Source organism: Microbacterium sp. 01T413_2 (assembly GCF_056398985.1).
Genome location: NZ_JBFTQL010000016.1, coordinates 19308 through 32092 on the forward strand (window position 1 = coordinate 19308; position 12785 = coordinate 32092).

10 protein-coding genes are annotated in these 12785 nt (G+C 69.5%); 6 read left to right on the top strand and 4 right to left on the bottom strand.

The features are described from left to right. Positions 1-388 precede the first annotated feature (388 nt). Positions 389-1645 carry an LCP family protein gene (locus tag AC1DMN_RS10045; RefSeq protein WP_477231131.1) on the bottom strand — a complete coding sequence of 419 codons (1257 nt, stop codon included), beginning with the start codon at positions 1643-1645 and terminating at the stop codon, positions 389-391. Between the two features lie 180 nt (positions 1646-1825). Here AC1DMN_RS10045 and AC1DMN_RS10050 point away from each other — a divergent pair, with 180 nt between their 5' ends. Further along, positions 1826-2230, top strand: a complete 405-nt coding sequence (locus tag AC1DMN_RS10050; protein ID WP_441976826.1) for a YbjQ family protein — start codon at positions 1826-1828, stop codon at positions 2228-2230. 103 nt (positions 2231-2333) lie between these two features. Here AC1DMN_RS10050 and AC1DMN_RS10055 read toward each other — a convergent pair whose 3' ends face one another. Both AC1DMN_RS10055 and AC1DMN_RS10060 read right to left on the bottom strand, forming a co-directional pair. Further along, complete coding sequence (locus tag AC1DMN_RS10055) at positions 2334-2573, bottom strand: helix-turn-helix domain-containing protein (protein ID WP_441976825.1); 240 nt, start codon at positions 2571-2573, stop codon at positions 2334-2336. Then, positions 2570-3211 carry a hypothetical protein gene (locus tag AC1DMN_RS10060; protein ID WP_477231132.1) on the bottom strand — a complete coding sequence of 214 codons (642 nt, stop codon included), beginning with the start codon at positions 3209-3211 and terminating at the stop codon, positions 2570-2572. The genes AC1DMN_RS10055 and AC1DMN_RS10060 overlap by 4 nt, the downstream gene beginning before the upstream one ends. 179 nt (positions 3212-3390) lie before the next feature. Between AC1DMN_RS10060 and AC1DMN_RS10065 the strand changes: the two genes are divergently transcribed. Beyond that, positions 3391-4572 carry a low temperature requirement protein A gene (locus AC1DMN_RS10065; protein ID WP_477231133.1) on the top strand — a complete coding sequence of 394 codons (1182 nt, stop codon included), beginning with the start codon at positions 3391-3393 and terminating at the stop codon, positions 4570-4572. Positions 4573-4795: 223 nt separating this feature from the next. After that, entirely contained in the window at positions 4796-7324 is a 2529-nt protein-coding gene (locus tag AC1DMN_RS10070; protein ID WP_477231134.1) for an ATP-dependent Clp protease ATP-binding subunit, read from the top strand. Positions 7325-7411: 87 nt separating this feature from the next. Here AC1DMN_RS10070 and AC1DMN_RS10075 read toward each other — a convergent pair whose 3' ends face one another. Next, the gene (locus AC1DMN_RS10075; protein WP_440734141.1) at positions 7412-7669 is read right to left on the bottom strand and encodes a hypothetical protein; all 258 of its coding nucleotides are present in this window, start codon (positions 7667-7669) and stop codon (positions 7412-7414) included. Between the two features lie 385 nt (positions 7670-8054). Between AC1DMN_RS10075 and AC1DMN_RS10080 the strand changes: the two genes are divergently transcribed. The 3 genes from AC1DMN_RS10080 to AC1DMN_RS10090 all read left to right on the top strand — a co-directional run bounded on the left by AC1DMN_RS10080 (position 8055) and on the right by AC1DMN_RS10090 (position 12756). Next, positions 8055-9503, top strand: a complete 1449-nt coding sequence (locus AC1DMN_RS10080; RefSeq protein WP_477231135.1) for an aldehyde dehydrogenase family protein — start codon at positions 8055-8057, stop codon at positions 9501-9503. A gap of 189 nt (positions 9504-9692) precedes the next feature. Further along, complete coding sequence (locus AC1DMN_RS10085; RefSeq protein ID WP_477231136.1) at positions 9693-11573, top strand: FAD-dependent oxidoreductase; 1881 nt, start codon at positions 9693-9695, stop codon at positions 11571-11573. 181 nt (positions 11574-11754) lie between these two features. Then, complete coding sequence (locus tag AC1DMN_RS10090) at positions 11755-12756, top strand: amidohydrolase family protein (RefSeq protein ID WP_477231137.1); 1002 nt, start codon at positions 11755-11757, stop codon at positions 12754-12756. Positions 12757-12785 lie beyond the last annotated feature (29 nt).

The following is a 12785-nucleotide window of genomic DNA, read 5'->3' on the forward strand; positions in this document are numbered from 1 at the left end:
GCCCTGCGACGCCGGTCCGATGCTGCCGTCGGGACATGTCGTACTGCGAGGCGCATCACGTCAACGAACGGCCCCGCGACCACGGGACGCACCGATATCGACCGAGGGATGATCCTGTTGTGCCGGTTCCATCACGGGGAACTGCACCGCGCGGGCTGGTCGATCACCCGTGACGGGAAGAGCGACTTCGTCCTGCACGGAGCGGATGGGCACGCGACTGCTCTGAGCCGCCGGTTGCCGCTTCGCTACTTGTGGGGTGACGTGGATCCACCTCCGAAACGGTTCCGCCCCGCCGCCTGATCGAGCCCGCGAAAGGTCCTCCGTCGGGCGTGCCGGAGTGCGCGAGCGTGTGGGGCCCAGGGGTGGGTCCCGGCAGGACCGGACCGGCTCAGTTCACGCAGGGCACGTTCCCGGACTGCAGCGGAGACGACGAGTCCCTGTAGACCGGGTTCGGCGTCGCCGGGGCGGACGAGCCCGACGAACCGGAACCGGATCCGGACGTCGATCCCGCAGACGACGACGGTGTCGGTGACGCGGATGCCCCAGCGGTCGGCGGGTTCAGCAGGTCGTGCACCTGCGCGCGGATCGCGTCCACGTCGACGATGTTCACGCTCTGCCCGTCGACCGTGTCGAAGTGATCGATCGGCAGCGTGACGAAAGAGATGTTGCCGCCGGCCAGGCTCTGCGCCTGCTGCGCGAACGACAGCAGATCCAGCTGATCGTCGAGCGCGACATCCTTCTTCGCCACGTCGATGAGCTTCTGCAGCTTGCCGAAGTCGGTGAACGTCGACGCCTGCTTGAGCTTCACCGCCAACGACACCATGAACGCCTGCTGACGCCGGGTGCGATCCAGATCCGTCATGTCGAAGTCGCTCGAGGTCGTGTCACGGCGCTGTCGCACGAACGCCATCGACTGCGCGGCGTTCAGCTCCTGCACTCCGGCGGGGAAGTCGGCGCCCGAGAATGTGTCCGCGGTCGCGTGGTTCAGGCACACCGTGATCGGCTGCACGGCCTGCGCCACCTCGTAGAACGCGGCCATCGTCACCTCGACGAAGTGGTCGATGCGCACATCACCGAGAAACGCCGACACCGTCTTGATCGTGCTCTGACGCGCTGCCGTGCGCGACTGCTGATACGCGTCGGCCTCCGAGACGCCCTTGCTGGTGAGGGCCGTCATCGAGGCCTCCATGGCATCGCCGTACGCCTCCTTGATCTTGCCCTTGTCCACACCGCCGGGGGAGTCGGGGAAGTCCACGTAGTCGTCGCGGGGGATCGAGATCCCCACCGCCTTCCCGCCGTTTGCGGGGATGTGGATCAGCATCAGCACGTTCGTGTTGTACCCGCCGACCGACGCATCCTCCGCGTGGATCTGGTCGTAGATGGCCTGCGGGAACGGCTTGCCGTTCTCATCCACCCGGCTGTCCAGTCCCATGATCAGGATGTTCGTCTCGCCGGTGTTCTGCTTCGGCCCGGTCATGCCGGCGATCGACGAACGGTGGATCCCGTTGTTCGCGTCGGCGTAGGTGATGGCGACGAACGCGGCCGCCGCGATCAAAGCGAGCACGATCACAGCGATGATCCCCACGACCCACCGGCGTCGTCGATACGTGCGGCGCCGGGCGGCGTGCTGCGGGCTCATCGTCATCGTCCGGATCCGTTCCTGTCGGGGGCAGTTGTCGTGCGGGACTGTGGTCTGGCGGGACTTCGATCCTCCGTCGGGCACCTGTGCAGACTCCGGGAGCGCCTGTGTGGACTCTGGGAGAGGCGGGAGCCGGAACGGAGAAGACGGATGCGCCGGATCCGGTCTCCGTGCGACGATGAGCGCATGTTCATGGTGACGACGAACGACGTTCCCGGCTATCGCGTGACCCAGGTGCTCGGAGAGGTCATGGGCCTCACCGTGCGCTCCACGAACTTCGGCCAGGGCTTCACCGCCGGCTTCCGCGCCCTCGGCGGCGGCGAGATCCCCGAGTTCACGCAGCTCATGTACGAGAGCCGCTACGAGGTGATGAACCGGATGTGGGGCGAAGCCGTGCAGCGCGGCGCCAACGCCGTGATCGCGATGCGCTTCGACTCCGGCTCGCTCGGCAGCTTCAGCGAGATGTGCGCGTACGGCACCGCCGTGGTGATCGAGCCGGTCAACGGCGCCGTGCCCGCGCAGCCGGCCGCCCCGGCTCAGCCCGCCGCACCGCCTGCCCCCGCCGCGCCGCCGGCTCCGCCCGTGGCCTGACGCGATTCAGCGCAAAGGACCTTTGCAACTTTGAAGGATGGATCCGGTGAGATTCTCCTTCAGAGTTGGAAACGTCCTGCATTCCTGACGTGAAACTCCCGCCTCAGCCCCGAGGGGCGAGCACCAACAACTCACCCACCTCGCACTCCAGCGCGTCGCACACCGCGCGCAAGGTCGAGTAGCGGATCGCCCGAGCCCGGTCGTTCTTGAGCACCGACAGGTTCACGATACTCACGCCGACCGCCTCGCTCAGCTGAGTGAGGGTCATGCCGCGCGCGGCGAGCAGCTCGTCGAGGCGGCAGTGGATCCCGGTGTCCTCCTCGTCCTGCGCCGCAGGGGTCATACAAGGCCCTGCGCATCCTTCTGCAGGCGCGCGCCCAACTGGAACGCCGTCGCGATGAGTGCGAGAGCGAAGCCCCAGCCGACGGGGGCGAGATCGAGCTCGAGCAGGAACGGCCACAGCACCTTATCCACGTGCGGGTCGCCCACGGCCAAGTGACTGACTGCGATCGACCGGCCGAAGGCCCCGGCCGCCTGGCCGAGCACGCCCGCCGCCATCACGAGGATCGCGGCGATCCCGATCGCGATCGACATCGACCGCCGGAACGGGCGCGAGCGGATCAGGGAGACCCCGAGCCACCACGCCACGGCGCAGACGCCCACCGTCGCGAGAGCGGGAAGGGCCCCCTCGAGCACCAGGAGAAGGCGCGCGAAGAAGGGGAGCCCCTCGATCGTGACGTGCACGCTCGCGTAGCTCGACTGCAGCACGGCCGGCGCCTGCCCCAGCGCCTTCACTGCCTCGCCGTCGCGCAGCGGGAGCAGGACCGTCGGAGCGAGGCCGAACAGATCGACCGCGCGCAGCACGATCGCGATGACGGCGGCGATCGCGACGCTCACGGCGCCGGTCGCGATGAGTCCGAGCACGAAGCCCTCGGCCAGGCGCGGCCGCCCGTGGGCGGTCGTCGTGTCCTTCGCGTGCATGGCAGCTCCTTATCGAGAAACGTTGTTATCGATGTTCGTTAACATAACGACAGTCGATAAACGTGTCAACGCCGGATCCGTCATCCTCGCCCGGGGGTGAAAGGTCATCTCGAGAGCCCGAGCCGCCCGTGGCCCGTGGGCCCTACGCTGTCGAGGGACCACGACCGACAGGAGCCCGCATGCCGCTTGATCCGCGACCGCGCCGCCCCCTCGCCGCGACCTCCCGCGACGGCGACCGCGTCACCGTGCTCGAGCTGTTCTTCGACCTCGTCTTCGTGTTCGCCCTGCATCAGGGCGTCGGCGTGATCACGCACGGGAAGCACCCGCTGGAGAGCCTCGGCCAGGCGCTCGTGCTGCTCGCACTGGTGTGGTGGTCGTGGTCCTCGTACGCATGGCTCGGCAATCAGGCCCGCGCCGACGTGGGCATCGTCCGGATCGCGATGATCGCCGCCATGATGCTGGTGTTCGTGGTGGGACTCGCCATCCCGGAGGCCTTCCACGACCTGCCCGGCGGGCTCGACGGACCGCTGGTGTTCGTGATCGCCTACCTTCTCATCCGCGTGGTGCACGGCGTCGTCTACCTGACGATCGCGGGCAGCGACCGGGCACTCCGCAAGCAAGTGGCGTTCACCCTGTCGACCGCGTTCGTGCCGGCGGCCGTGCTGCTCGTGGTCGGCGCCCTGGTCGGCGACGGGGCGCGTCTCGGCTGGTGGGCGGCGGCCGTCGCCTACGACTTCCTCGTGGTGTACGTCACGGCGCGGGTGGGACGCAGCTGGCGTGTGAAGTCGGCGTCGCACTTCGCCGAACGGCACGGCCTCATCGTGCTCCTCGCGCTCGGCGAGTCGGTCGTCGCGATCGGCGCGGACGCCGCAGAGGAGCCCGTGGGGGTCGGGATCATCGCGGGCGCCGTGCTCGCCCTGGGTCTCGCGACCGCGCTGTGGTGGGCGTACTTCGTCCGCCTCGCCGACCTGGTCGAGGAGTCGGTCACGGAGCGGCCGGAGCAGGACCGCTACGTGATCGCCGTCGACGTCTACACCTACCTGCACCCCGTCCTGGTCGCTGCGATCCTGTTGGTCGCCGTCGGCGTCGAGCTCTCGATGCCCACGATCGAGGAGGGTCGCGCGATCGGGGGCTTCGCCGCCTGGATGCTCGTCCTCGGGCTCGCCGTCTTCCTGCTCACCACGGTGCTGCTGCGCGCCAGAGCTGCGCGGAGCTGGTCTCTGCCGCGGATCGCCGCGACCGTGCTGCTGCTCGCACTGGGCCCCCTCGTGTCGGGGCTGTCCGCACTCGCAGCCCTCGGTCTCGTGCTCGCGATCGTCGTGGCGGCGTTGGTCACTGAGCGCCTCGCCGTCCGCGCCTGAGTCCCGCCGGATCCGCCGTTCGAGGTCGAAGGGTCTGGATCGCGGCGCCTCGACGACGGGACGCGGATCCGGATCCGCGCACGTCACAGTCCGTCGCGGGCGTTAGCCGACGGCGAACAACGGCATACGGCCCCCGCCCGGTGGTTACTCTCGATGTATCCGGCACGAACTGTGCCATCGCCCTCACCGGGCAGCCCCCACTGGGCAACGAACAAGGAGTGACATGTTCGAGAGATTCACCGACCGAGCCCGTCGTGTGGTCGTCCTCGCCCAGGAAGAGGCGAAGATGCTCAACCACAACTACATCGGCACCGAGCACATCCTCCTCGGCCTCATCCACGAGGGCGAGGGAGCCGCCGCCAAAGCGCTGGAGTCGCTCGGCATCTCCCTCGAGTCCGTGCGCGAGCAGGTGCAGGACATCATCGGCCAGGGGCAGCAGCAGCCCACCGGCCACATCCCCTTCACGCCGCGCGCGAAGAAGGTGCTCGAGCTGAGCCTCCGTGAGGCGCTGCAGCTCGGCCACAACTACATCGGCACCGAGCACATCCTGCTCGGCCTCATCCGCGAGGGCGAGGGCGTCGCCGCTCAGGTGCTCGTCAAGCTCGGCGCCGACCTGAACAAGGTGCGCCAGCAGGTCATCCAGATGCTCTCCGGATCCCCGGGGCGCGAGCCCGCCGCTGTCTCCGGCGCCGCGCACGACAGCAGCCAGCAGCAGGCGCAGGGCGGATCGCAGGTGCTCGACCAGTTCGGTCGCAACCTCACCCAGGCCGCGCGCGACGGCAAGCTCGACCCCGTGATCGGGCGCGAGAAGGAGATCGAGCGGGTCATGCAGATCCTCTCCCGCCGCTCCAAGAACAACCCCGTGCTGATCGGCGAGCCCGGCGTCGGCAAGACCGCCGTCGTCGAGGGCCTCGCCCAGGCGATCGTGAAGGGCGACGTCCCCGAGACGCTGAAGGACAAGCAGCTCTACTCGCTCGACCTCGGATCCCTCATCGCCGGATCCCGCTACCGCGGAGACTTCGAGGAGCGCCTGAAGAAGGTCACCAAGGAGATCCGCACCCGCGGCGACATCATCGTCTTCATCGACGAGATCCACACCCTCGTGGGTGCGGGCGCCGCCGAGGGCGCGATCGACGCGGCGAGCATCCTCAAGCCGCTGCTCGCCCGCGGTGAGCTGCAGACGATCGGCGCCACGACGCTCGACGAGTACCGCAAGCACTTCGAGAAGGATGCGGCGCTCGAGCGCCGGTTCCAGCCGATCCAGGTGCAGGAGCCGAACCTGCCCCACACGATCAACATCCTCAAGGGTCTGCGCGACCGCTACGAGGCGCACCACAAGGTGCAGATCACCGACGGCGCACTCGTGGCCGCCGCGAACCTCGCCGACCGCTACGTCGCCGACCGGTTCCTGCCGGACAAGGCCATCGACCTGATCGACGAGGCCGGCGCACGCCTGCGCCTGTCGATCCTGTCCTCTCCGCCGGAGCTGCGCGAGTTCGACGACAAGATCGCCAAGGTCCGCGAGGAGAAGGAGCTGGCCTCCGAGGAGCAGGACTTCGAGAAGGCGGCCTCGCTGCGCGACCAGGAGAAGGAGCTGCTCGCCGAGCGGCTGCGCCTGGAGAAGCAGTGGAGGAGCGGCGACGTCGCGACCAACGCGGTCGTCGACGAAGGCCTGATCGCCGAGGTGCTGGCCCAGGCCACGGGCATCCCGGTGTTCAAGCTCACCGAGGAGGAGTCCAGCCGCCTCGTCTTCATGGAGAAGGCGCTGCACCAGCGCGTCATCGGCCAGGAGGAGGCGATCGCCGCCCTGTCCAAGACGATCCGCCGTCAGCGTGCGGGTCTGAAGGACCCGAAGCGCCCCTCGGGCTCGTTCATCTTCGCCGGCCCCACGGGCGTCGGAAAGACCGAGCTCGCCAAGGCGCTCGCCGAGTTCCTGTTCGACGACGAGGGTGCGCTGATCTCGCTCGACATGAGCGAGTTCGGCGAGAAGCACACCGTCTCGCGGCTGTTCGGTGCCCCTCCCGGGTTCGTCGGCTTCGAGGAGGGCGGCCAGCTCACCGAGAAGGTGCGCCGCAAGCCGTTCTCCGTGGTGCTGTTCGACGAGATCGAGAAGGCCCACCCGGACATCTTCAACTCGCTGCTGCAGATCCTCGAGGAAGGTCGCCTCACCGACGGCCAGGGCCGCGTCATCGACTTCAAGAACACCGTGATCATCATGACCACGAACCTCGGTTCGTCGGCGATCGCCGGTGGTCCGGTCGGCTTCCAGATCGAGGGCAACTCGCAGACGACCTACGAGCGGATGAAGGGCAAGGTGGACGAGGAGCTCAAGCGCAACTTCAAGCCCGAGTTCCTGAACCGTCTCGACGACGTCATCGTGTTCCCGCAGCTCAACAAGGACGAGCTGCGCCAGATCGTCGGCCTGTTCACGAAGCGCCTCAGCGACCGCCTGCTCGACCGCGACATGACGGTGGAGCTGACGGATGCGGCCAAGGACCAGCTCATCGAGATCGGGTTCGATCCGACGCTCGGCGCCCGCCCGCTTCGTCGTGCGATGCAGCGCGAGGTCGAGGACCAGCTGTCGGAGAAGATCCTGCACGGCGAGCTCAACCCCGGCGACCACGTGCACGTGGACGCGAAGGACGGGAAGTTCGTCTTCACGACGGGTCCGCGCGGCGAGAAGGTCTCGGTCGGTGTGAACACCGCCGGCACGATCCCTACCACGCCGGACATCGCGGCCGGCGCAGCCTGATCGGATCCGGTTCCCGCACGACGAAGGGGGACGAGCACTTCGGTGCTCGTCCCCCTTTCGCGTGTTCGAGGTGGGTGCTTCGCGCGCTCAGCGGCTCCGTGCGATAGAAGGACGGCGGCGGCTCCGGGCGGAACGGCGCGGGCGGTGCGGCGCGGCGGACGCGGGCGCACCGAAGGACTCCAGGGCGCTGCGCGCGGCGGAGAGGGACGGGTAGCTGCCGAGGCGGCGGCTGTGGCGGTCGTGCAGGACATGCGAGGCGCCGTCGACGGCCACGAATCCGGCGTACTCGCCGTCGGTGGTCGCCACGTACACGTCGTGGTCCGCCTGTTTCCAGGTGATGTTCATGGTGATGCTTCTTCGTGCTGTCCGGTGGCGCGCGGCCACCGGGAAAGTCGGATCCTGTCCGGACGCGCGAGAACGCATCGGTGCGATTCGCGACCCTGAGACTCAGGGACCGTTCGGACGGGTGGCCCCAGATTCATCTCGAGGATTGATCTCAGGACCGGATGGCGCGGCGCCGAAGAGACGTCGGCGGGCCAGGCGCGCAATCCATCAGCATAGCAGATCCCGTGGCTTCGCGCAGGCCGTCGGGCTCGCGCATCGACCTGGCGCCCCACGACACGGTGTCTGAGCCGAGCGCCCCGCCTTGCGCCGCCGCGACGGGGAGGACAGTTGCAGGCGTCGAATAGCATCGCCCTGGCAGCACTCGACGAGGAGGACGGAGACGGCGATGGCGCAATGGGAGATCGAGGACATCGACGGGCTGATCTTCTCGGACGGGTGGCGTCAGGGGGCGGGCGGCGTTCAGCCGATCGTGTCGCCCGGGGACGGCGGCGTCGTGGCGCAGGCCGGACTCGCAGACGCCTCCGACGTCGAACGCGCGGGTGTGAGCGCCGTCGCGGCGCAGAGCACATGGGGCCGCACCTCGTACCGCACCAGAGCCGAGGTGCTCATGGGGGCGGCCGCCGCGTTGCGCGAGATCCGCACGGACGTCGAGCATGTCCTGATCCGCGAGAGCGGCTCGCTCCCGGGCAAGGCGCGGCATGAGGTCGACAAAGCCATCGACGAGCTCGTCGCTGCAGCGGGGCTGGTGACGATGTCGCAGGGCGACCTGCTGCCGGTGGAGGACCCCGGGACGATCGGGATGGCGCGGCGGATCCCCGTCGGCGTCGTCGGCGTGATCTCGCCCTGGAACGCTCCGCTCATGCTCGCGATCCGCTCGGTCGCGCCGGCGATCGCGCTCGGCAACGCCGTGCTGCTCAAGCCCGACGTCAAGACGGCGTTCTCCGGAGGCGCGGCGATCGCTGAGGTGTTCCGCCGAGCCGGACTTCCGGACGGCGTGCTGCACGTACTCCCCGGCGGGCCCGAGACGGGGGAGGCCGTGGTGCGCTCCCCGCACACGAACGTGATCTCCTTCACCGGCTCCTCCGCCGCGGGCCGCAGGGTCGGCGAGGTCGCCGGGGGTCTGCTCAAGCGTGTGGTGCTCGAGCTCGGCGGCAACAACGCGTTCCTCGTGATGGCCGACGCGGATCTGGATCAGGCGGTCGCCGCCGGCGTCGCCGGCTCCTTCCGGCACCAGGGACAGATCTGCATGGCGACCGGACGCCACCTCGTGCATGAGAGCATCGCCGACGAGTACGTGGAGCGCCTGCGGGCGGCCGCGGCGGCCCTGGTGCCCGGCGACCCGCTCGCACCCGGTACGACGCTCGGCCCCCTCATCACCGCCGCGCAGACCGAGCGGGTGCACGGGATCGTCCAGGCGGCGATCGCCGACGGCGCCCGTGTCGTCCACGGCGGCGCCCACGACGGTCTGTTCTACGCGCCGACCGTGCTGGACGGGGTGGACCAGGACAATGCGGCCTTCCGGTCGGAGATCTTCGGCCCCGTCGCGCCCGTCACCCGGTTCCGCACCGAGGAGGAGGCCCTCGCGCTGGCCAATGCGAGCGACTACGGCCTCACGGCGGCGATCCACACGCGCGATGTCGCCCGCGCGCTCGGCTTCGCGGCGCGGCTGCGGGCCGGCATGGTGGCCGTCAACGGGCAGACGATCTACGACGCCGCGCACATCCCGATGGGCGGGATCGGCGCATCAGGCAACGGCGGCCGACACGGCGGTCACTGGAACCTGGACGAGTTCACCTACTGGCAGTGGGTGACCGTCCCTACGATCTCGGGCTGAGAACCGGCCCGCGGGCGGAAGAGGGCGTGCTGCTCCGAGGGGGACGGCACGTCCTCCTTCGTCGTGTCCGGGGGTGGTGACGGGTTGCGACATCGTGTCGGAATCAGCGGCCGACTTTCGCGTTCTCGGCACGTATCGTCGCGTTCCGGCCCATCCCTAGCCTGGGATTCCGCATTCGAGGAGGAATCCGTGACCGCATCCGTGAAGAGCCCCCGCGCCCCCCTGCCGCCGCGCGGCGAGGACGAGTGGCCCGAGGCCGTCGAGGTCGTCATCATGGGCGGCGGGCCGGTCGGCCTGAGCTGTGCGATCCTGCTCGCCCAGCGCGGCGTCGACGTGCTGCTCGTCGAGCGGCGCGACTTCGTGTTCCGCTTCCCCCGCGCGCACCTGCTCAACCCGCGCACCATGGAGGCGTTCCACGACATGGGCGTCGCCGACGACATCTACGCCGCAACGCCCACACACGACCGCTGGCGCAAGGCGGTCTGGTACACGACCGCGACCGGACCCGGACGCTTCGACGGACTCAAGATCGGCGAGGTCCCGGCATGGGGAGGCGGACCCGACGCCGAGCGCTACCGTGCCTCGAGCCCGCGGGCGTTCGCGAACATGCCGCAGCTGCGGCTGGATCCCCTCATCCACCGGCACGCGGTCGCCGCAGCACCCGGCCGGATCCGAGCGAGGCAGGAGGTCGTCGGCATCCGGCAGGACGCGGAGTCCGCGACCGTCGAGATCCGCGACGTGGTCTCGGGCGAGGTCCGCGAGGTGCGCGCCCGCTACGTGATCGGCGCCGACGGCGGACGCGACAGCGCGGCTCTGCTCGGCGTCGAACTGGAAGGGCCGCGGGACATGCGCGAGGTCGTGAACTACCACGTCAGCCTCGACCTCTCCGCCTGGTCGGAGCCGGATGCGCTGCTCGGTCATTTCCTGCACCCGGCGGGCGGCGCGCGCCGGCGCGGTACGATCCAGGCGCTCGGCCCCACGCACTACGACCGCGACTCCGAGGAGTGGCTGGTCTCGGTCGCGGGCTGGATGGTCGAGGGGGATCCGAGCGACGAGCAGGTGCTCTTCGACTCCATCCGGCGCATGCTCGGCCTCGCCGAGGACCACGCCATCACAATGCACTCGATGACCCGGTGGACGTACAACGGACTGGTCGCGAAGCGGTTCCGCACCGGTCGCGTGTTCCTCGCGGGCGACGCGGCCCACAAGCACCCGCCGACGGGCGGCCTGGGCCTGAACAGCGGGATCCAGGACGCGCAGAACCTGTGCTGGAAGCTCGCCGCGGTGCTGGACGGCCAGGCCCCCGATGCGCTGCTGGACAGCTATCAGGCCGAGCGTCGGCCGATCGTGGCCTGGTACACCGCGCACTCGCTCGAGAACGCGAACCGGCATCCCCCGATCGCCGCGGCACTCGGCTTCAGCGAGGACGAGGCGGAGGGGTTCCGCAACCTCGAGGTGTTCGTGAGCGAGACCCCCGAGGGGGAGGCGATGCGCGCCCGCGTCGAAGCCGAGGTCGCGCACAACGCGCACGATTACAGCCAGCTCGGCGTCGAGGCCGGGTTCCACTACGCGGCGGGCGCTCTGGTGCCGGACGGCACTCCGGTGCCGGGCGACCCCGCCGACCCCACCGACTTCCAGGCGACGTCGCGTCCGGGCCATCACCTGCCCCACGTCTGGCTGGCGAGCCGCACCGCGGAGGGCGCCGCCGCGGTGTCCTCGCACGACCTCGTCGAGCGTGTGGGACTGACCCTGCTCACCTCCGAATCCGCCGCGGGCCGGTGGCAGGAGGCGATCGACCTCATCGGCGGCGCCCTGCCGGTCACCGTCGTCGCGATCGACGACGCCGACGGCGCGTGGAACGGTGCGCGCGAGATCGGCGACGAGGGGGCGCTGCTCGTGCGCCCCGACCGCAAGGTCGCGTGGCGGTCGGTGTGCATGCCTGAGGATCCGTCGATGGTGCTCGACGACGCGCTCGCGGTGATCCTGCGCGGCGGCGACGTCCCCGTCGAGGACCCGGCCGAGCCGTTCCTGAAGCGCATCCGCGCCGCCGCGAGCGTGCTCGTGCAGTGACCTCCGAGCCGCGGCGCCCGAACCGCGGCGCCCGGGACGGATCCGATTCGGACACCGTGTCGGATCCGTCCGGGGGAGTTTCCCGCAGCCGGCCGATCCGCCCTGATGCGGCCTCTCATAGCGTCGAGACAGCGACGAAGCCCCGGCCCTCCGGACCGCAGAAGACTCAGAAGGAGCCCCCGTGATCATCGATGTCCACGGCCACATGTCCGCCCCGGATGCGTACTACGCGTGGAAGGCCTCGCTGCTCGCCGCGCGCGGCTCGCACGGCGGCAAGCCTCCGATCATCAGCGACGACGCCCTCATCGCCTCGTACAACGCACCGCATCCGAGCTTCGGGAACATCTCGCACCTCGACCACATCGACGGCGCGGGGATCGATCTGCAGCTGCTCTCCCCGCGCCCGTTCCACGCGATGCACTCCGAGCGCCCGACGAAGATCGTCGAGTGGTTCACGGCCGAGACCAACAACCTCATCCACCGCGCGACCGAGCTCTTCCCCGGCCGCTTCCGGGGCGTCGCCGGGATCCCGCAGAGCCCGTACCTGAGTGTCGAGCAGTGGCTGCCCGAGCTGCGCCGCGCCGTCACCGAGCTCGGCTTCGTCGGGGCGATGGTCAACTCCGACCCCTTTGAGGGCACCGAAGTGCCGCCCGCGATGGGCGAGCGCTACTGGTACCCGCTCTACGAGGCGCTCTGCGAGCTCGACGTGCCGATGCTGCTGCACTCGGCGGGGTGCAAGTTCCCCTCCCGTGAGCCGTACAGCCTGCACTTCATCCAGGAGGAGACGGTCTCGGTCTGGAGCATGATCCAGGCGAACGTCTTCGCCGATTTCCCGGATCTGAAGGTCGTCGTCGCGCACGGCGGCGGGGCGATCCCGTACCAGATGGGCCGGTTCCTGCCCTCGGTCGTGCGCACCGGCGTCTCCTACCTCGACAAGCTGCGCAACTTCCACTTCGACTCCTGCCTCTACACCCAGGAGAGTCTCGAGCTGCTGCTCAAGGCCGTCGGGGCCGACCGCGTGCTCTTCGGATCCGAGAAGCCGGGCACCGGGTCGCAGATCGACCCGGCGACCGGGCGCTGGTTCGACGACATCCACCTGCTCATCGACGACATCGAGTGGCTCGACGACGACCGTCGCGCCGACGTGCTCGAGAACAACGCGCGCGCCCTCTTCCGTCTCTGACGGCCGCGCCCGCACTCCGAGAAAGGATC

Bases quoted from the DNA above. Each gene is read 5' to 3' on its own strand.
- AC1DMN_RS10055 (WP_441976825.1), bottom strand. From the start codon at position 2,573: ATGACCCCTGCGGCGCAGGACGAGGAGGACACCGGGATCCACTGCCGC.
- AC1DMN_RS10060 (WP_477231132.1), bottom strand. From the start codon at position 3,211: ATGCACGCGAAGGACACGACGACCGCCCACGGGCGGCCGCGCCTGGCC.
- AC1DMN_RS10065 (WP_477231133.1), top strand. From the start codon at position 3,391: ATGCCGCTTGATCCGCGACCGCGCCGCCCCCTCGCCGCGACCTCCCGC.
- AC1DMN_RS10070 (WP_477231134.1), top strand. From the start codon at position 4,796: ATGTTCGAGAGATTCACCGACCGAGCCCGTCGTGTGGTCGTCCTCGCC.
- AC1DMN_RS10045 (WP_477231131.1), bottom strand. From the start codon at position 1,645: ATGACGATGAGCCCGCAGCACGCCGCCCGGCGCCGCACGTATCGACGA.
- AC1DMN_RS10080 (WP_477231135.1), top strand. From the start codon at position 8,055: ATGGCGCAATGGGAGATCGAGGACATCGACGGGCTGATCTTCTCGGAC.
- AC1DMN_RS10075 (WP_440734141.1), bottom strand. From the start codon at position 7,669: ATGAACATCACCTGGAAACAGGCGGACCACGACGTGTACGTGGCGACC.
- AC1DMN_RS10050 (WP_441976826.1), top strand. From the start codon at position 1,826: ATGTTCATGGTGACGACGAACGACGTTCCCGGCTATCGCGTGACCCAG.